Source organism: Pseudoalteromonas sp. A601 (assembly GCF_002165575.1).
Lineage (GTDB): Bacteria > Pseudomonadota > Gammaproteobacteria > Enterobacterales > Alteromonadaceae > Pseudoalteromonas.
On the sequence record NZ_MXQF01000008.1, the window covers coordinates 174,354 to 194,003 of the forward strand.

Genomic DNA, 19,650 nt, shown 5'->3' on the forward strand with positions numbered 1-19,650 from the left:
AGAGGCTCCCCTATAAAGAGGAGCACTAAATTTAAGCCTGTTGTTTTGGTTTGATGCGTAAAATTTTGATACCTAAATAGGCGTAAACAACGGCTAAGAATGGGTTGATTAAGTTAAAAAACGCATAGAATAAATAATCAAATGGATTAACATGCAATACACTTTGCATGTAAGCTCCGCATGTATTCCAAGGGATCAACGGGCTGGTAATAGTACCGCCGTCTTCTAATGTACGAGATAAATTAACAGGTTTAAGCCCACGTTTTTCATATTCATCTTTATACATACGCCCAGGCACAACAATCGCAATATATTGATCGGCAGCAATAACGTTTGTTCCAATACAGGTAGCAATCGTTGCTGTAATTAATGAGCCTGTGCTTTTTGCTATTTTTAAGATGCTTTTAACAAAAATGTCCAGTAAGCCAGTCTTTTCCATAATGGCACCAAACATTAATGCAGTCATTATCAGCCACGTAGTAGTTAACATACCCGCCATTCCACCGCCACTGAGCAGTGAGTCCATTTTGTCGTCACCTGTAACAACTGAAAAGCCATCGAAAAATGTGCTCCATATTAACTTAAAGTAACCAATAATTTGCCCTTGTGACCCATCTATTTGACTGGTAATTAAATCTGATTGGAACAACATAGCCCATAGAGCACCAATTACCGCACCAATAGAAATAGCCGGAAACGCGGGCATTTTTCTAATCGCTAATACGAGTAAGACAATTAATGGCACAAGCATTTCAATGCCAATGTTAAAATTTTGCTCTAGAATAAGGGTAATTTCATCAATTCGACCAGCTTCATTTTCGGCACTGGCATTAAAACCCATCACAATAAAAATAATTAAAGCGATAATAAAGCTGGGTACTGTGGTCCATAACATATGATGAATATGTTCAAATAAATCAGCGCCAACAACAGCAGGAGCCAAATTGGTTGTTTCAGATAAAGGACTAAGCTTATCACCAAAATAAGCACCTGATATAACCGCCCCTGCTGTAACAACCTGATCTAATCCCAATCCTGTTGCTACACCAAGTAACGCCGTACCTATGGTTGCCGCCGTGGTCCATGAGCTGCCGATACTCATCGCAACAATGCCACAAATTAAACAGCTAGCTGCATAAAACCAACTCGGATCGATAACTTGTAGGCCATAATAAATTAAGGTTGGCACTGTACCAGAAAGCAACCAAGTACCAATTAAAGCACCTACCATAAGTAAAATTAGTATCGCTCCCAAAGATAAAGTGATGCCTTCTATCATTGCATCTTCAAGCTTTTTCCAGGTATAACCGTTTTTAAGGCCTATTAAAGCTGCCGTGAATGTTGCAAACAATAATGCTATTTGGTTTGGACCTGATGAAGAGCTATCACCAAATAAATAGACCGCTGCACCTAATAAACAAATTAACACTGAGATTGGTATCAGTGCATCCCAAAAGCTTGCTTGTTGCACGTTTTTTTCTTCTTGTGGTATCAAAATTGGAACTCCTACACGTAGCAATGTACGCGCTTAATTATTATTTTTTAGCACTGTTAACTATCTAAAGCATAGTTTTTCTCAGCGTTTAATCAGCGATTATAGCAATTCATATTGCTTTAGGCAGCAAAAAAGGCGCTATTGCGCCTTTTTAAAATTGACTGATTTATGTGTTTATTTCTTCGCGATTTGGCCAAACTTAATATAGTCTTGAGTAATCAGAGCCGCTTCTTCTAAAAACGGGTCTAAGTCGTCAAGTACTTCTGGCAAATCATCTAAGTTTTCAACAGGCTTTTCACCTAAACGTGTTAGGCGCTCGTTAGTTCTCGCAAGCGCGCGAGCCTCATTTTCATCTTTTTCTTTGATGCGTGCGGCTTCCATTAAAGAAATAGTCTTACGATCTTTTTCTTCTTTATAACGAGTAATATCCTCAAACACATAGTTAAACTCTGGTTCGGTTTTAATACGCTGCGCATGTTGTTTAGCAATATAGTTAATTGCAGGTTTTAAATTATCTACCGAATTATACTTAGCACGAATAATACTATCCCAAGGCAATGCATTATCTTCTTGGCTTTCACCCCACTCAGCAGGGTCTATCGCTGAAGGAAATGAAATATCCGGTATAACACCTTTGTGCTGAGTACTGCCGCCGTTAATGCGATAAAATTTGGCAATAGTATATTGTACACTGCCTAATGGGTTGTCATACAAATCATAGGCTCTACCCAACCCTTTATGTTGTTGTACAGTACCTTTACCAAACGTTTGCTCACCAATCACCACTGCGCGGCCATAATCTTGCATCGCTGCAGCAAAAATTTCTGAAGCTGATGCACTATAACGGTCAACTAAAACAGTCAATGGCCCATCATAAAATGTAACACCATCTCTGTCTTTTTGTTCTTCGATGCGATTATTAAGAGTATGGATTTGCACTACAGGGCCTTGGTCAAAAAACAAACCTGACAGCTGTGTTGCTTCATATAAAGAACCACCACCATTTTGACGTAAATCAATAATGATTCCATCGACTTTAGCTTCTTTGAGTTTAGCGAGTTCAACTTTTACATCTTTAGATAAATTATTGTAAAAGCCAGGTATCTCAATAACGCCTATTTTACTGGTTAAATCTGAATACTTCGCTTCGAAAACCTCTGATTTTGCAGCTCGGTCTTCAAGACGAATTTTATCACGGGTAATTTCTACAACTTTTGGGCTGCCATGTGCATCAGCGCCTTTTAGGTATTGCAAGCGAACTTTAGTGCCCTTAGGCCCTTTAATTAACTCAACTACATCATCTAAGCGCCAGCCAATGATATCAACAAACTCTTCACCATCTTGTGCAACTCCGATAATACGATCATCAGCTTTGATTTGTTCAGACTTATCGGCAGGACCACCTGGTACAAGGCTACGTATTACAGTGTAATCTTCATCGTAACTCAGCACAGCACCAATACCTTCTAATTCAAGATCCATGTCCATCTTGAATTGCTCAGCTCGACGCGGCGAGAGATAAGATGTATGAGCTTCAATGCTTCTGGCAAATGAATTCATAACAATCTGGAATGCATCTTCGCTATTTGTTTGCACTAAACGTTTTTGTGCATTGTGGTAGCGTTTGGTCAGTACTTCTTTAATACCTTCCCAATCTTTACCCGTCATCTTTAAACGTAGCGCGTCATACTTAACGCGTTCACGCCAAAGCTCGTCAAGCTCTGCTTGGGTTTTTGCCCATGCTGCATCTTCACGATCAAAATAATATTCATCGTCTTTATCAAATGTCATTTCTTTTTCAAGCAAACTAAGCGAATAATCATAACGCTCAAAACGACGTTTCATACTTAAATTAAAAATATCAAACGTAAAATCTAGCTTACCTGTGGTTAATGCATTATCAAATTGGTTGCGGTATTGCTCAAAAGAGGCAATATCCGCAGCCAAAAAGACGCTTTTATTAAAATCAAGGGACTCGATATAACGATCAAACACTTTACTAGAAAGTTCGTCGTTAAAACGAATGGGTTTATAGTGTGCACGAGTAAATAAGTTTGTCACCCGTTTGCTAGCCGTACTGTGTTGACTTTCTTGCTTAAGAACAGGCAAGTCTTTTTCTGTCAAAACATCAGCAACTTCAGCTGATGCAAATAATGAACCCGAAAACAGGGCCGCGACTAACGGAATGAGCGTAAACTTCTGACTCATACACAACTCCTTAATTTTATTTACAGCTTAAATGATATACAGGCTGTCTGCTTTTGTTTTAACTTGCATACCCGTTACTAATTCTACATGAACATCATCTTTGTTCACTTCAGTAATTGTGGCATTAACAAGGGCTTGGCCAAGTTTAACTTTAACTTTGTTATTAACCTTGACCTCACTCGCTGGTAAAGGTTCAATTTTGCCTGAGCGTTTTGCCGGTGCAGCTTTTGCTGGGCTATTGTTAACCTTAGCGTTTTTATCACCATTTTTAGCAAAGTGGCCAGGTTTCTTTTTATAAGACTTTGTGTCTGAATCATTACGAGGGCGTTGTTGCTTTTTGCGTTTAGCCATTTTTGCACGGCTTTCTTCAAGCGCTTTTTGAGCATGGTCAATATGCTCTTGCTCAACTTTTTCGCCTTGATTACCATCAAGATCAATACGGAACTCAGACTTAGTAACTGCTTCAAGGTAACGCCAGTTTGAAGTATACTTTCTAAGCGCCTGACGCACCTGAGTTTTACTTACTTTATCTGACCCTTCAATTCGCTCAGCGATATCTTTAAAGATACCGACTTTCAGCGGCTTGATACCGTCTTTTTGTTTAAAACATTGTGGAAATTCTTGATATAAGAATTCCAATACTTCATTAATATCTTTTAGCTTGTTTGTGGTTTCCATCTTAGAACCTTTTATTACATCTTTTCATCGATTGATGAATCGACATAGTGTGTTACCCAGTCGGTTAACTCTTCGAACTCAGCCTCAATAAGCGCCATATCGCCACGAAGGTGTTCCCAAATACCATTTATAATTTCGTCGATCAGTTCACATTCAAGGTCATCTGGTAGACGCTCCCAAGCAATGTGAATCAAATCATTTAGCGTTTCCGCTACGTGTTCTTCATCCCCTTCCCAATCACCAACATCAGTGATGGCAAACAGATAATCCTGTACATTTAGTAAGTCTTTCATGCAAGCGTAGCCTCAAAACAAGCAACTAACGCTTCTAGACCTTTCATATCTTCAGCATTAAACCGAGCAATACTCGGACTGTCGATATCTAGAACAGCATAAACCTCACCATTTTTAAGGATCGGTATCACTATTTCAGAATTTGACGCAGCATCACAGGCAATATGCCCTGAGAATGCATGTACATCTTCAACGAGTTGAGTTTCTGCAGTCGCAGCGGCTGTTCCACAGACCCCTCTTCCAACTGGAATGCGTATACACGCAGGGTTACCTTGAAACGGACCTAGTACTAATTCTGACGGGGAGTCCATTAAATAAAAGCCAGCCCAATTCACATCGTCTAATGATGTAAATAATAGCGCGCTTATATTTGCCATGTTGGCTATAATGTTAGTCTCACCAGTGATTAGCGACTCCGTTTGTTTAACTAATGACTGGTAAAATTCTTGCTTTTGCATACCAAACTACTTCTTATCAAACATACAGTAGCTAAAGGTACTCTTTGTGGCCAATAATTGAAACCTTTTAAGGGTAAAAAAAAACAATTTACCCTAATTTTCAGCAAGCTTGCTCAATAATCCTGCTATTAATGTGAGTCTTTTTTCAGTGCGCCTTTTCTTAACCCATATAAAAATAAACCGGCCGCAAGGGCTGACATTGAGGTATTAACTAAAAAGACCATACCTTGTGTTGCACTAAGTAAATAACTAAAGATAGCACCACCGAGTAACCCTAGTGTTAACACACCTGAATAATTAACCTTGGCGTATTTAAACATTAATAAATATCCAGGTACCACAAATGCTGCCATAGTTAACCCGACGATGTGAGCATTGGCAATGGCACTCATAAGTAAATTGAGAAAAATAGTAAACGCATCACCATTTAAGGTCAGTGCATAATAAGCACCTAATAAACTACCAATAATAATGGGGGAAAGTAGTGACAATGCAACACTCTTTGCAAGTTTATGTTTCATTAAGCGTCCTAAATCATGTAAGTATTTAGACCAATCATGCATGATGTTTTTTGACTTCGAAATAGAGACTATGGTCGTAATTATTTTTTCAAAGGTATAAAAAAACCCGCTATAAGCGGGTTTTATATATGGTGGAGAGATAGGGATTTGAACCCTAGAGGGGCTACAAACCCCTGCCGGTTTTCAAGACCGGTGCATTCGGCCACTCTGCCATCTCTCCGAAACTGCTGTAAGTTACGAGTAAGAGTGTACTCATAACTATTTTAAATTAAGTGGTGGAGAGATAGGGATTTGAACCCTAGAGGGGCTACAAACCCCTGCCGGTTTTCAAGACCGGTGCATTCGGCCACTCTGCCATCTCTCCGAAACTGCTGTAAGTTACGAGTAAGAGTGTACTCATAACTATTTTAAATTAAGTGGTGGAGAGATAGGGATTTGAACCCTAGAGGGGCTACAAACCCCTGCCGGTTTTCAAGACCGGTGCATTCGGCCACTCTGCCATCTCTCCGAAACTGCTGTAAGTTACGAGTAAGAGTGTACTCATAACTATTTTAAATTAAGTGGTGGAGAGATAGGGATTTGAACCCTAGAGGGGCTACAAACCCCTGCCGGTTTTCAAGACCGGTGCATTCGACCACTCTGCCATCTCTCCGACGGCGTGCATAATAGATAAACCAATGCTCTTTGTGAAGCTTTTTTTATAAAAAACTTTTCAAGTGCTTAAAAAACAATTAATTTGCATACTCTTCGCACAAGTAAGCTGAATAATCGTACAACCTGGAACTTTTATATTTATTTCATGGTCTATTGAACTACAAACATTTGCCCAAATATATAAGTCTTGATAGTCTAACTCTAGTTAATTATCGGAACTACAACCAGTTTCACTTAAAGGAGCTCTACAATGGCATTTAATCATTCGTACAATACCGCTAAACCGGTTATGTCGACCATTGAAACAAACAAGGTACTTAAAAACACCTATTTCTTACTGGCCATGACATTAGCATTTAGTGCAGTGACGGCTGGTATCTCAATGGCATTACAACTACCTTACTTTATGGGGTTAGTTTTCACACTTATTTCTTTTGGCTTATTATTTGTAGTGAATAAAAAAGCGGATAGCGCATCAGGCGTAGCCTGGGTGTTTGCATTCACAGGCCTCATGGGCGCAGGCCTAGGGCCATTGCTAAACCACTACGCAGCATTACCTAATGGTCCTATGTTAATTATGCAAGCGTTAGGTTCAACAGCATTAATTTTCTTTGGTTTATCTGCTTATGCACTTAATACCAAAAAAGACTTCTCATTTATGGGTGGCTTTTTAACAGTCGGTTTACTGGTGGTAATTGTTGCAAGTATTGTTAATATTTTCATCGGCAGTTCACTGATGTTTATGGTACTTAATGCCGCAGTTGTATTAATTATGTCAGGCTTAATCCTATTTGATACAAGCCGAATCATTAACGGTGGTGAAACGAATTATATCCGCGCTACAGTGTCTTTATACCTAAGCGTGTATAACTTATTTACTTCATTACTGGCCCTGCTTGGCGCAAATAATGACTAATTAAAAAGTTCTGTTAAAATAGCCCCTCTTTAGGGGCTTTTTTTTTGGATTAGTTTTGGCACGATTCGTACTTTCGCTGCATAGCGCACCGTCCGACCACGACACCACACAACGATTATATAAATTTGCATTAGCCTGTCTGGCACAGGGCCACGCTATTGATGCTATTTTTTTGTACCAACACGGTGTTTTCCATGCCAGTGAACACATTAACCTTGCTACAGACGAACTGGCAATTAAATCGCTATGGCAGCAATTACATCAGCATAATATAAATTTAATGCTCTGTGTAACGGCTGCTGAGAAACGCGGACTCAATTTAGCTACCACGGGTGTTTTTAGCGTCGCAGGGCTTGCCGAATTTGCCATGCTTGCCAGTGAAGCCGATAAGTGGGTGCAATTTAAATGATCAACGTACTGGTATTAAGTCAGCATGCTCCATTTGATGATATGCATATCCGTGATGCACTCGACATGACGTTAATATTTGCTGCTATTGAACAAAATATTAGTTGGCTATTCACAGGCCCTGCTGTTCTTGCTTTGAAAAAAGGCCAAGAAGCTGAATCGCTTGGCTTAAAAAACTACTTTAAAAGCATTAAAACGCTCGAAATTTATGATGTAGAAAATATCTACGTATGTGAAAAGTCATTAATCGATTACAATTTAGATATTAACGACTTGATCATTGAGGCAAAAGCGTTAGATTTTAAAGCACAGCGTGATTTAATTACTCAACAACAACAGGTGATTAATTTATGAGTACTTTACATATTTTTTCAAAACCAATTAGCTATTATGATAATGCCAGGCTGGTTAACTTGATTCAGCCACAGGACAAGGTATTGTTGGTCAGTGATGCTTGTTACTCAATAAACCTTTATCGCCAGCTAGCAGCATCTCTTTTAGTATTAGCTGAAGATGCTTCGGCACGGGGGATCGATATTGTAAAACCCGATGAGTGCCAAAATTATGCTGACTTTGTTGCATTAACTCTTTCCACTTCGCAATCTATTACTTGGTAACACATGCTAGAATTTAATCAACAACACATTGAAACGGATAAACAAGGCTACCTGCTCGATCACCAACTTTGGACACCTGCCCTCGCCCCGGTTTTAGCAGAGCAAGAAAGCATTATACTCAGTGAACAACATTGGGAAGTGATAAACTTTGTACGTGATTTTTACCTTGAATATAATACCAGCCCAGCAATAAGAATGCTGGTAAAAGCCATGGCTAAAGCACTGGGTGAAGATAAAGGTAACAGTATTTACTTGTATAAGCTCTTCCCAAAGGGCCCTGCCAAACAAGCGACCAAAATTGCCGGTTTACCCAAGCCTGCTCGGTGTATTTAACCATGACATCTAATAAGCCAATAAATAGACGTAATAGCGGCCGAAGTTTTAGCCGTGATCTTACTCGACAAAAACCGACAAAAGCGCATAATAAACGAGAAGTTAAACAACAAATACCTTTAGCTGAACGTAAAATTGTTTTGTTTAATAAGCCATTCGATGTGTTATGTCAGTTTACAGATGAAGATAACCGTAAAACCTTAGCAGACTTTATAGATATAAAAGGTGTATATGCTGCGGGAAGGCTCGATAGAGACAGCGAAGGGCTATTACTATTAACTAATTGTGGTAAATTACAAAATACTTTAACAGCTCCGCATAAAAGAACCAGTAAAACATATTGGGTTCAAGTTGAAGGAGAGCCTACAGATGAGGCAATTGATGCATTATGTAAAGGTGTAGAACTAAAAGATGGTATGACATTACCAGCCAAGGTCGAGCGTTTACACCCCCCCCATTTGTGGCCCCGCACGCCTGCGGTTCGTGAGCGAAAAAACATTCCTACTAGCTGGTTAAGTATTACACTCAGCGAAGGTAAAAACCGCCAAGTTAGACGTATGACAGCACATATAGGTTACCCTACACTTCGTTTAATACGCTATCGAATTGGTCAATATACGCTAGATAACATTAAAAATGGCGAATACCAATTACTTCAAGGTGAGTAGCTTATGCATCGCTTAATCAATATAAGCGATGCTATTTCGTCCTTGCTGTTTGGCCTTGTATAAAGCCTGATCTGCGCCTTCTAAAAACTGAATATAATTTGCTTTAAGTGCGCTTGAATGAATCGTATTAATTCCTATACTGACAGTAATTTCGTTGGTTTGCCCAAACTTATGCGGCAAACTCAATGTTTTGAGCTCTTGTTGTATCTTTTCAGCTACTTGACGCGCCCTTTCTCGTTGACTTGTTGGTAATATAACCACAAATTCTTCGCCACCATAACGCGCTACAAAATCGTCAGTTTCACTGGCTGCACTACATATAGATTGCGCGACTTGAAATAAACATTCATCACCCGCTAAGTGACCGTAAGTATCGTTATAGTTTTTAAAGAAGTCTATATCAATTAACAAAATAGAGAGTGGCTGATTATTCTGAATAGCCTTATTAAACTCTTGTACTATTTTCTCATCAAAACGCCGGCGGTTAGCTATTTGAGTGAGTGAATCTAAAAATGCCATATCACGAAGAATATCTTCAGCTGCAATTTGTTGAGTTGCATCTTTAAAAATCGCTAGTAACTCATTTTCAATCACGATACCGGAAATTTCCATGGTAATTGTTTGACCATTTTTACAGGTTACTTGGTAATGTTTTGGTTGAATATCGGTGGCATGATTTTTTGCATATTCAAGGGCCGATTGCCACGTTTCTAGTACCCACTCACGATATTCAGGATCTGGATAAGCTTTTTGCCACCAAACTTTAAGAGTCGGTACGTCCTCAATTGTATAACCAAATACATCTACGAATCGTTGATTAATCCTGATAACGTCACCCGTAACCATACTGACATTACACAACGGGATCGGCACTTGGATGAATAAATTTGCATAATGACTGAGCTCATGCTGTCTAAGTGGCTGGGTATTACCATGAGTAAGATGGGTTACATTTTGAATTTCAACCGGTAAATTTGTAACTACTTTGCTTTGCATAAGATATACATAAGTCCACTCATGCCACCAACCATGCAGTATTTCGACAAGTAGCCTGTGCTGGGACGATTGACTCATCATCTGCTGTTTCAAATCATTGAATAACAAATTAATATTATTAATTAATTCTTTATTGTATAAACTACTTGTTATACGATTTTCAAATAATGAGTATGCTTTGTTTCTCAAATCACTGTTTACATTAGTCGCGTTATGCTTAATTTTTTCGCAATCATCCACACTAAAGTATTCAATTAATGAACACAGTGACTGTTTAATAAAGATAGAATCCATTTAATACCCTGACTTCGGTAGAAATCCCCTGCTGAGGACGTATATATCAAGCTTGAACGCGTTCCAAACATAGTTTACCAAGCAAAATCTGAAGCTATAAAATATCAATCTTCTCAAAAATAAAGCCCCCTTGATACCACCTTTACAAAAAATTTCATAAGGACACCATCAAATTAACTTAAACCTAATAAATTATTACCTACGCACTGATTTTTCCACGTAAATAATTACTAACCGCACTCACAATTTCCTACATATAAAAGCTTCGAAATAATCCGCATAATACGCTTTACAAAACTAATATTTTGGGTGGCTAGATTTCCTGTTTGCGTGCTATAATCGCGGCCTTTCTAAATCCATTGGCTGGGCGTGGCGTTATTTATTTTATTCCACTTTTGTTTCAGCTTAATGGTAAGTAGTGTAAACGACAGCAACCTGTATAAGCGAAATTATTCATGAGCGAAAATAGTCACATTAAAGTCATCGTTGGTATGTCCGGCGGTGTAGATTCTTCAGTATCGGCTTATTTATTAAAGCAACAAGGCTATCAAGTTGAAGGCCTGTTTATGAAAAACTGGGAAGAAGATGATAATGATGAGTATTGTGCAGCCGCTGAAGATCTAAAAGACGCACAGGCAGTATGTGATAAGCTTGGTATTGAACTACATACTGTCAACTTTGCGGCTGAATATTGGGATAACGTATTCGAATATTTCTTAGCTGAGTATAAAGCTGGCCGCACGCCAAACCCTGACATCATGTGTAACAAAGAAATCAAATTCAAAGCGTTTTTAGAATTTGCTGCAGTTGCGCTTGGTGCTGATTATATCGCAACAGGTCACTACGTTCGTCGAGAGTTACGTGGTGATAAATATGTTATGTGCCGTGGACTTGATGATAATAAAGACCAAAGCTACTTTTTATATACACTTAGTCACGAACATATTGCTCAAACATTGTTCCCGGTTGGCGACATTGCCAAACCTGAGGTGCGCCGCATCGCAGAGGAACAAGATTTAATCACACATGATAAAAAAGACAGCACCGGTATTTGCTTTATCGGCGAACGTAAGTTTAAAGATTTTTTACAAAAATTCTTACCAGCTCAACCTGGAGTTATCGAAGATACCGAAGGCAACAATGTGGGTGAGCATGAAGGACTAATGTACCATACACTAGGCCAACGTAAAGGCTTACTAATAGGTGGAATGAAAGAAGGATCAGGTGAGCCTTGGTACGTTGTTGATAAAGATATTGACCGTAATGTGCTAATCGTAGGACAAGGTAAAGATCACCCTCGCCTATACAGTAACGGTTTAAATGCCAACCAATTAGACTGGGTTGATAGAGTTGGGCCTAAAGGTACCACACGCTGTACTGTAAAAACTCGTTATCGTCAAGAAGATATAAACTGTACGCTGCTTGTTGGTGATGATGGCCTTGCTCGGGTACTTTTTGATGAGCCGCAAAAAGCGGTTACACCTGGCCAATCCGCTGTATTTTATGACAACGAAGTATGTCTTGGTGGCGGAATCATAGATTCGGTGATCAAATAATGAATGAACACCAAGTCATGGCACTGGCCGCAATGTGCCAAGTTGCAAAACAAGTACAAAAAATAGCGCAATACGGAAGCAGTAATGATTATGAACTTGAAAAATTACTTTCAAGTATTGTAGAGACGACACCTGATTCTCCTGCAGATGTATATCAAGGTACAGTAAATTTACGTGCGGGTTATCAGTGTTTAATAGAGCAACTCAGCGCCGGTGAAAAAAAAGATGTTGAAATCGTCAAGTATGTTGGCGGTTTAATGCAGCTTGAGCGTGCACTGAGCGCAAAAGCAAGTAGCTTGGCAGAGCTTGGTAAAAGTATAGATGATATAAAACGTCGCCTTGATCATTTTGCGATTACTGATGACACTGTGATTGCAGCACTTGCAGATATATATTCAAAGGTGCTTAGCCCCCTTGGGCACCGAATACAGGTTTATGGCAAACCTGATTTACTAAAACAGCAATTGATACAACACAAGATACGAGCGCTTTTATTAGCAGGTATTCGCAGTGCTGTATTATGGCGACAAATGGGCGGTAAACGCCGTCATTTTTTCTTAGCTAAAAGAAAAATTATCGCTATTGCAAAAAACCATATTTAATTATCGTTCAAAACTAAAATTTAGGAGTTATTATGGAGCTTTCAGCGTTAACCGCTATCTCTCCGGTGGATGGTCGCTACGGCAGCAAAACCACTGAACTACGCAGTATTTTCAGCGAATTTGGCTTAATCAAATACCGTGTAACAGTTGAAGTTCGTTGGTTGCAAGCACTTGCAGCTGCTGAAGCCATCAAAGAAGTACCGGCGTTTAGTGATGAAGCGAACGCTTTACTTAATGCAATCGTTGATAACTTCTGCGAAGCAGACGCACAACGTGTAAAAGACATTGAGCGCACGACCAACCATGATGTTAAAGCAGTTGAATATCTTCTAAAAGAAAAAGTAGCTGATAATGCTGAGCTTCATGCAATCAATGAATTTATTCACTTTGCATGTACATCTGAGGACATTAATAACCTATCTCATGGTTTAATGTTAACCGAAGCACGTGATAGCGTATTATTACCTTATTGTGACCAGCTTCTTGACGCAATCAAAGAAAAAGCGATTGAGTATAAAGCTGTACCAATGATGACCCGTACTCATGGCCAACCTGCGACTCCTTCAACCATGGGTAAAGAATTTGCAAACGTGTATATGCGCCTTAAGCGCCAACGTGACCAAATCGCACAAGTACAAATGCTAGGTAAAATCAACGGTGCTGTAGGCAACTACAACGCTCACCTTAGTGCATACCCTGATTACGATTGGCATAATCATGCAGAGCAATTTGTGACAAGCCTTGGCTTAACGTTTAATCCGTTTACAACACAAATAGAACCGCATGATTACATTGCTGAGTTATTTGATGCGATTGCACGTTTTAACACTGTTTTATTAGATTTTGACCGTGACGCTTGGGGTTACATTGCCCTTAATCACTTTAAGCAAAAAACAATTGCTGGTGAAATTGGCTCTTCAACAATGCCACATAAAGTTAACCCGATTGATTTTGAAAACTCAGAGGGTAACTTAGGTCTTGCAAATGCAATCTTTGGCCACTTAGCACAAAAGCTACCTGTTTCTCGTTGGCAACGTGACCTTACAGACTCTACAGTTTTACGTAACTTAGGTGTAGGTATGGGTTATGCACTTATTGCATACCAATCAACGCTAAAAGGTGTAAGCAAACTTGAAGTAAACGAACAGCGTTTATTAGAAGAGCTTGATCAAAACTGGGAGCTACTTGCTGAACCAATCCAAACAGTTATGCGTAAATATGGTATTGAAAAGCCATATGAAAAGCTAAAAGACTTAACTCGTGGTAAGCGTGTAAATCAAGAAATCATGGCTGAGTTCATCGATGGCTTAGATTTACCTGCAGAAGCAAAAGTTGAAATGAAAAAATTAACCCCGGCTAATTACATTGGTCGTGCTGTTGAATTTATTGACAACTTAGCATAAAGCTTTTAGCTAAAATGTTTACAAAGCGAAAGGTAGCCCTTTCGCTTTTTTTATTCCTATCGAGTGGTGATCATCATGTATCAATTAACGATTAACAACCTAAGCGAACAAGAATTTTTATCTCAATATTGGCAAAAAAAGCCACTGTTGATCAAACAAGGTTTTACTGATTTTGAAGATCCACTAGATGCAAATGAACTTGCTGGCCTAGCCGTTGAAGAGAGTATTGAATCACGTATTATCACTAACCATAATAACGAATGGTTAGCGCACCATGGCCCATTTGAAGATTTTGAATTACTGACCGAACAAAACTCAACCCTTTTAGTACAAGCGGTTGATCACTGGCACCCTGATGCAGCGCAATTATTAGAGCCTTTTAGGTTTATTCCTAATTGGCGGATAGATGATTTAATGATCAGCTTTTCCACACCCGGTGGCGGTGTAGGGCCTCATCTAGATCAATACGACGTATTTATTATCCAAGGTGAAGGTAAAAGGCATTGGCGTGTTGGCATGCCTGACAGCAAGCTAAAGCAGTTTGCGCAAAATAACTCTTTATTACAAGTTGAGCAATTTCCTGCCGTTATTGATTGTATTTTAGAACCCGGTGATATTTTATATATTCCTCCAGGATGTCCACATGAAGGCTATGCAGTAGAGAATGCCCTGAACTATTCTGTAGGCTTTAGAGCACCCAACCAACAAGATTTATTCTCGAGTTTTGCTGATCATGTTATTGATACCGAAACTGGCAATGTACGTTACCAAGATCAAAACCTACAATTGCGTGAATCTAAAGGTGAGTTAACTAACACAGAAGCGAACAAAATAAAGCAATTATTACAATCACTGCTTGATGATGAGCACTTACTCAAGTCGTGGTTAGGAAACACAGTCAGCCAGCCAAAACATGAAATGGATTTAATGCCACCAGAGGAGCTATACAGTCAAGCACAAGTTGAGTTATTAATAGCAGATCCTGATATTTTATTTGAACGCTTAGGTGGCACACGCGCAATTTACCAAGCAACTGATAATAGCATCATTTTTAGTGTTAATGGACAAAACTATACTTTGCCACTCGAAGATTTAACGGCAGTAAAATGCCTCACAGATCAGATTCAAGTGACTGCTAATGAGTTAAAAAGTTCAAAAAATAGTTTATTATTTATACAAACCTTTACTACACTGTTAAATGAGGGCATTTGGTTTTGCTAAAGGTAGGTTTCTATGAGCTATCATATCGACAAGGTAGAGTGGAATACAGGTAAGGATTTACTGCAACAAATTAGAGAGCGGGTATTTGTTTGTGAACTACATATACCTAAACACGTTGAGTTCGATAGTTTAGATTATAATGCCCTGCACGTGTTAGTAACCGATGATTGTCAAACACCTGTTGCAACTGGGCGCTTATGTAGTGATGGCTTAATTGGTCGAATTGCTGTTTTACCCGAGCACCGTAACCGCTCGGTATATAAATCTCTACTAACTTACATTGTCAATCTAGCACATCAACAAGGCTATGATAGCGTAAGCATAAACTGCATATTAAATGAAGTAGAACGCTTTAAACGCAACGGTTTTGAACAACAAGGGGTTGTGTTTATGGAAGCTGGTATCCCCCGCCAACGAATGCAATGTCCTATCAGCCAGTTCGATACTGAACCATTTACCTTAGTACATTAAAAAAGCGAGCCAATTGACTCGCTTATTCGTCTTGAATATCTCCAAGTCAGCTTGGCTCATTTACCCACAGCTCTTCTTTTTCATACATTTCATAAATACCGTGAGCGCGGTTAATTAATAAGTTTGCAAAATCGACCTTTGTTTTATCACCAGCGCCTGTTTGCATTATTTGATCTGCTTTTAATTGCCACTGTAAAGAAAAATAGCGTAAAGCATCCCTTGCGTTTCCTGCAGCATTTTCATGTGCATGGTCTGTTGGCAAACGCCCTGTAATAACCCAATATTTTTTTCCATCTTGTGCTTTAAATTTCCACAATGCGCAAAGTGGCGCAATAAAGCGGCTTTCTTTTTCAATTAAACTTTGCGGCATGACACCTTTTTCAGCTAGATGCTTTTGTGCATTTTGAAAGCATTCTCTTTGCCACATAACACTTTGCTGATGTGCTTGAGCTTGCTCTTCTGCTGTTAGCTCTTTTACTTGTTTTTTTGGTGTTTGCTTTGTTGGTTCTTGACTCATTTTACTTATTCTCTTTTACAACATTTCGACACTTTAAGTGCTAACCAGCTCAGGTGCAAGTGTAAAACGATTAACAAAGGGATATTAAAATAAAAACTGTCCCTCTAATTCAAAGGTACAAAGGCTCTATGTTGCTATCTATTTATTTACATATTACCAATAAGTCTAATTCAAGCACAAAAAAATCACAATTGGTTAACCTTTTGGTTGACAAGATACCATACCATTGGCTACATTTGATACAGTCACAAGTTAAGACATCAATATTTAAATTGGTAACAATGTGATTCAACATGTTTCAACACACAACCTATAAGAGATCGGCATGAATATTAAATTAAATAAAATAAGTTCCGTACTTTACAACAAAAGCTTAATGTCAACTCGTAGCACTGCAATGCTCAGTGCTGCACTTGTAGCAATGCTATCTACATCAACGTTTGCTGCAGAAGAAAACCAAGAACAGCAAGCAAGTGCCGACAACGAATTTGAAGTTATTGAGGTAAGAGGCATTTTAGGCAGCCTTAAAGCGGCTTCACTTATAAAGCGTACAGATGGCCGTATTGTTGACGCCATTGTTGCTGAAGATATTGGTAAGTTACCTGACAATAATATTGCAGAAGCCCTACAACGTATTACAGGTGTTTCAATCAATAGTGATTTCGGTGTTGGTGACAGTGTTTCAATTCGTGGTTTACCGCAAAACCGCGTTGAATTGAATGGCCGTTCAACAGTGGGCGACTCTCGTGACGGTATCAGCTTACAGGATTACCCTTCTAGCTTCTTAAAAACTGTTGAAGTTGTTAAATCCCCAACTGCTGATATGATTGAAGGCGCATTAGGTGGTACGGTTAGCTTAAAAACAGTTCGTCCACTTGAGTTAGATGAATTAACAGCAGCAATGTCAATCGATGCAGAATATGCTGATAAAACTGAAAATGTAGCACCTATATTTAGTGGGTCAATTGGTGATAACTGGGATTTAGGTGATGCAGGCTCGTTTGGTGCCATTGCAATGATCTCTTATCAAGATCGTGAGATTCGTCAAGACGAACACTCTAGCCGTGTTAAACCACAAGATATTGAAATTAATGGTGAGCCGGGTAACACACCAAGTGGTAACGCAATTGTCCGTGACGAACATAGCATTGAACAATACGTAGAAAACCGTGAACGTACTGCACTGGCATTATCATTACAATGGGCGCCTGAGTCTGGCAATGGTATGGTTTACCTTGACTTAAGTGGAACCAAGCGCTCAGGTGAGCAATCTGGTAACTCAATATTAGGTGTTGTAGGTTCACTTTCTACTGACGCCAACACAACACAGGATGCTAACGGTGTTAACAACTACACCTTAACGAATGAATTTGCTATTCCAAAAGCATACAGTGACTTTCGTGATACTGAATCATTTTCGAATGCATTAGGTGCAGAGTGGAACTTAACTGACTCAATTAAAATTTCTGGTGAGATTGCTATTGCTTCTTCTGAAAGTGTTCGACCTGATTCAGAATTCACTTTACGCCCAATTGAAAAATCAACCTACGAAGCAAGTGGCGGTGTTGATTTAGTGAACCATCTTTATGATGGTGCTTTTTCACAAATAGGCAACCAATTGCCAAGCATTATTCATTCAGATCCTAGCGCATTTACTGATCCGCAAAACTTAGCATTGCGTACCTTCAAAACAGAAGACAGACTCACTGATAATGAAGAAACAGCGGTTCGTTTTGATATTGAAATGTTTGAACCGCTAAACGTAAGCTGGCTCTCAAAAGTCAAGGCGGGTGTGCGTGCTACTAACCGTGATTTTGAATATGAGCAATACAAAGTAGAAATCAAAGATATCTACAAAAATGCATTTAATACCTCAGATGGGTCACAAGCAACAATTTGGACAGATGATTATAACGAATTATTCCCTGAAAGCTTTACTGTGATGAGCCACGACAACTCGTTTGACCAATTAGGTCAATCTGGTCAAAACGATTTGTTAACGTTCTTAAGCTATAACGGTCTTTCAAACGCTTCTAATACATTTGATCAGTTACAAACTTTACTTGCTGGTACAACCCTAGCAACAACAGGTTCACTTGCTGATAATAAAGAATTCCAAGAAAGCGCATACCGCAATGTAGTAGAAGACACTGCTGCCATTTATGTATCTGCTTATTTAGACTTTGATTACATTACTGCCATTGTTGGTGGTCGTTATGTAACAACAGATTTAGAGTCAAGCGTTTACTTAAATGGTGAAAAAATTACAGGTGAAAATGACTACAGTGATTTTTTACCAAGCATAAACGCAACTTATAATTATTCAGAAGATACATTATTCCGCTTTGCTGCTGCAAAAGTTATGCGTCGCGCTGACTTTAATCAGTTAAGCCCTGCTTTTGATGTAAACAATGATATGACAGGTGCAACTCAAGGTTCTATCGACTTAGAACCATACCGTGCAACACAATATGACCTGTCAGTAGAGCACTACTTTGGTGAAGGTAACGTACTTTCGTTCGCTGTTTTCTACAAAGATGTTGAATCGTTCTTAAGTAATGAAAGCAGCTGCGTCGCAGCTTCAGGTACTATCACTGGTCAAAACGTAACTCAGTGGAACCAAGTTTGCCAGCTAGACACAGCAGGTGTATCTCAGTCAAATATGGTTTACTCTGATGCTACAGAATACCCGAATGACGCAGATGGCTTTGCTCATGTTGAAGGCTTACGTGACCAAGGTTTAACGGGTATCGATACTGTTAAAAACGTAAATGGTGAGAACGGGACAGTTAATGGTTTTGAAGTTGGTTATCAACAATTCTTTACCAGCTTACCAGGTGCATTTTCTGGCTTAGGTATTAATGCAAACTACACTTATGCAGACAGTGAACAACCAAATGGTAACCCACTGTTAGATATTTCTAAAAACACTTATAACATTCAACTGTTTTGGGAATATGAAGGTGTATCAACTCGCCTAGCTTACAACTATCGTGACAGTTTCTTAGATACTGAAAATGAAAAGCGTGTTGAAAACATCAACTCTACCGGTGGTATTTCTGAAGATGGCACTGTATATGGCAATAACTACCGTGATGACCGAGGTCAACTAGACTTCTCAGCTAGCTGGGATATCAACGAAAACTTCACTTTAGTTGGTAGTGCTACAAACTTAACAGGTGAGCCATCTATCTACTTATCTGAACTAGGTGGTGCATGGAAATACACTGAAGCTGACCGTCGTTATAGTTTAGGTATTCGCGCTAAGTTCTAATACACAATTAATACGTAGTTCTTCTCCCTCTGCGTATTAAAAATATTGAGTGTGAGTGCAAAGGCGA

At 39.1% G+C, this 19,650-nt stretch carries 20 protein-coding genes and 4 tRNA genes; 12 read left to right on the forward strand and 12 right to left on the reverse strand.

The features are described from left to right. Positions 1-31: 31 nt before the first annotated feature. The 10 genes from nhaC to B5G52_RS08765 all read right to left on the reverse strand — a co-directional run bounded on the left by nhaC (position 32) and on the right by B5G52_RS08765 (position 6,305). Positions 32-1,495: a Na+/H+ antiporter NhaC gene (gene nhaC, locus B5G52_RS08720; RefSeq protein ID WP_087532282.1), complete on the reverse strand. Its 1,464-nt coding sequence runs from the start codon at positions 1,493-1,495 to the stop codon at positions 32-34. Positions 1,496-1,669: 174 nt separating this feature from the next. Beyond that, positions 1,670-3,703, reverse strand: a complete 2,034-nt coding sequence (prc, locus tag B5G52_RS08725) for a carboxy terminal-processing peptidase (protein WP_087532283.1) — start codon at positions 3,701-3,703, stop codon at positions 1,670-1,672. A 27-nt stretch (positions 3,704-3,730) separates the two neighbouring features. Beyond that, positions 3,731-4,381: an RNA chaperone ProQ gene (proQ, locus tag B5G52_RS08730; RefSeq protein WP_087532284.1), complete on the reverse strand. Its 651-nt coding sequence runs from the start codon at positions 4,379-4,381 to the stop codon at positions 3,731-3,733. 14 nt (positions 4,382-4,395) lie between these two features. Further along, entirely contained in the window at positions 4,396-4,674 is a 279-nt protein-coding gene (locus B5G52_RS08735; RefSeq protein ID WP_087532285.1) for a hypothetical protein, read from the reverse strand. Further along, positions 4,671-5,132, reverse strand: a complete 462-nt coding sequence (locus B5G52_RS08740) for a GAF domain-containing protein (RefSeq protein ID WP_087532286.1) — start codon at positions 5,130-5,132, stop codon at positions 4,671-4,673. Before B5G52_RS08740 ends, B5G52_RS08735 begins: the two co-directional genes overlap by 4 nt. 128 nt (positions 5,133-5,260) lie before the next feature. Continuing rightward, positions 5,261-5,653: a hypothetical protein gene (locus B5G52_RS08745; protein WP_087532287.1), complete on the reverse strand. Its 393-nt coding sequence runs from the start codon at positions 5,651-5,653 to the stop codon at positions 5,261-5,263. A gap of 129 nt (positions 5,654-5,782) precedes the next feature. Next, positions 5,783-5,873: transfer RNA gene (locus B5G52_RS08750), tRNA-Ser, on the reverse strand. A 53-nt stretch (positions 5,874-5,926) separates the two neighbouring features. Continuing rightward, positions 5,927-6,017 (reverse strand) — tRNA-Ser (locus B5G52_RS08755). 53 nt (positions 6,018-6,070) lie between these two features. Further along, positions 6,071-6,161, reverse strand: a tRNA-Ser gene (locus tag B5G52_RS08760). 53 nt (positions 6,162-6,214) lie between these two features. Beyond that, positions 6,215-6,305: transfer RNA gene (locus B5G52_RS08765), tRNA-Ser, on the reverse strand. Between the two features lie 252 nt (positions 6,306-6,557). Here B5G52_RS08765 and B5G52_RS08770 point away from each other — a divergent pair. From B5G52_RS08770 to B5G52_RS08795, 6 genes are read left to right on the forward strand one after another with little or no spacing between them, the layout of a single operon-like run. Then, the gene (locus tag B5G52_RS08770) at positions 6,558-7,223 is read left to right on the forward strand and encodes a Bax inhibitor-1/YccA family protein (RefSeq protein ID WP_087532288.1); all 666 of its coding nucleotides are present in this window, start codon (positions 6,558-6,560) and stop codon (positions 7,221-7,223) included. A gap of 55 nt (positions 7,224-7,278) precedes the next feature. Beyond that, positions 7,279-7,632, forward strand: coding sequence for a sulfurtransferase complex subunit TusD (tusD, locus tag B5G52_RS08775; RefSeq protein ID WP_087532289.1), 354 nt, complete (start codon positions 7,279-7,281; stop codon positions 7,630-7,632). After that, positions 7,629-7,985, forward strand: a complete 357-nt coding sequence (gene tusC, locus B5G52_RS08780) for a sulfurtransferase complex subunit TusC (RefSeq protein WP_087532290.1) — start codon at positions 7,629-7,631, stop codon at positions 7,983-7,985. Before tusD ends, tusC begins: the two co-directional genes overlap by 4 nt. Then, complete coding sequence (locus B5G52_RS08785) at positions 7,982-8,248, forward strand: DsrH/TusB family sulfur relay protein (RefSeq protein ID WP_087532291.1); 267 nt, start codon at positions 7,982-7,984, stop codon at positions 8,246-8,248. The genes tusC and B5G52_RS08785 overlap by 4 nt, the downstream gene beginning before the upstream one ends. Before the next feature lie 3 nt (positions 8,249-8,251). Further along, positions 8,252-8,581: a TusE/DsrC/DsvC family sulfur relay protein gene (locus B5G52_RS08790; protein WP_087532292.1), complete on the forward strand. Its 330-nt coding sequence runs from the start codon at positions 8,252-8,254 to the stop codon at positions 8,579-8,581. Between the two features lie 2 nt (positions 8,582-8,583). Next, on the forward strand, positions 8,584-9,249 hold the full coding sequence (locus B5G52_RS08795) for a pseudouridine synthase (protein ID WP_087532293.1): 666 nt from the start codon (positions 8,584-8,586) through the stop codon (positions 9,247-9,249). A gap of 12 nt (positions 9,250-9,261) precedes the next feature. Here B5G52_RS08795 and B5G52_RS08800 read toward each other — a convergent pair whose 3' ends face one another. Next, complete coding sequence (locus tag B5G52_RS08800; protein WP_087532294.1) at positions 9,262-10,539, reverse strand: sensor domain-containing diguanylate cyclase; 1,278 nt, start codon at positions 10,537-10,539, stop codon at positions 9,262-9,264. Positions 10,540-10,994: 455 nt separating this feature from the next. Here B5G52_RS08800 and mnmA point away from each other — a divergent pair, with 455 nt between their 5' ends. The 5 genes from mnmA (at position 10,995) to B5G52_RS08825 (ending at position 15,792) form a co-directional block, all read left to right on the forward strand. Next, positions 10,995-12,095, forward strand: a complete 1,101-nt coding sequence (gene mnmA / locus B5G52_RS08805; protein ID WP_087532295.1) for a tRNA 2-thiouridine(34) synthase MnmA — start codon at positions 10,995-10,997, stop codon at positions 12,093-12,095. Beyond that, positions 12,095-12,697, forward strand: a complete 603-nt coding sequence (gene hflD, locus B5G52_RS08810; protein WP_087532296.1) for a high frequency lysogenization protein HflD — start codon at positions 12,095-12,097, stop codon at positions 12,695-12,697. Before mnmA ends, hflD begins: the two co-directional genes overlap by 1 nt. A gap of 32 nt (positions 12,698-12,729) precedes the next feature. Continuing rightward, a complete protein-coding gene (purB, locus tag B5G52_RS08815) occupies positions 12,730-14,100 on the forward strand; it encodes an adenylosuccinate lyase (RefSeq protein ID WP_087532297.1) in 1,371 nt (456 codons plus the stop codon). A 75-nt stretch (positions 14,101-14,175) separates the two neighbouring features. Further along, complete coding sequence (locus tag B5G52_RS08820) at positions 14,176-15,321, forward strand: cupin domain-containing protein (protein ID WP_087532298.1); 1,146 nt, start codon at positions 14,176-14,178, stop codon at positions 15,319-15,321. A 12-nt stretch (positions 15,322-15,333) separates the two neighbouring features. After that, complete coding sequence (locus tag B5G52_RS08825) at positions 15,334-15,792, forward strand: GNAT family N-acetyltransferase (protein ID WP_087532299.1); 459 nt, start codon at positions 15,334-15,336, stop codon at positions 15,790-15,792. A gap of 46 nt (positions 15,793-15,838) precedes the next feature. Here the strand turns inward: B5G52_RS08825 and B5G52_RS08830 are convergent, their stop codons facing one another. After that, positions 15,839-16,309, reverse strand: coding sequence for a DUF4826 family protein (locus B5G52_RS08830; RefSeq protein WP_087532300.1), 471 nt, complete (start codon positions 16,307-16,309; stop codon positions 15,839-15,841). Positions 16,310-16,640: 331 nt separating this feature from the next. On the opposite strand from B5G52_RS08830, the gene B5G52_RS08835 reads away from it, so the two are divergent. Next, positions 16,641-19,583 (forward strand): TonB-dependent receptor, encoded by a 2,943-nt coding sequence (locus tag B5G52_RS08835; RefSeq protein ID WP_087532317.1) that lies wholly within the window; start codon positions 16,641-16,643, stop codon positions 19,581-19,583. Positions 19,584-19,650: the final 67 nt, after the last annotated feature.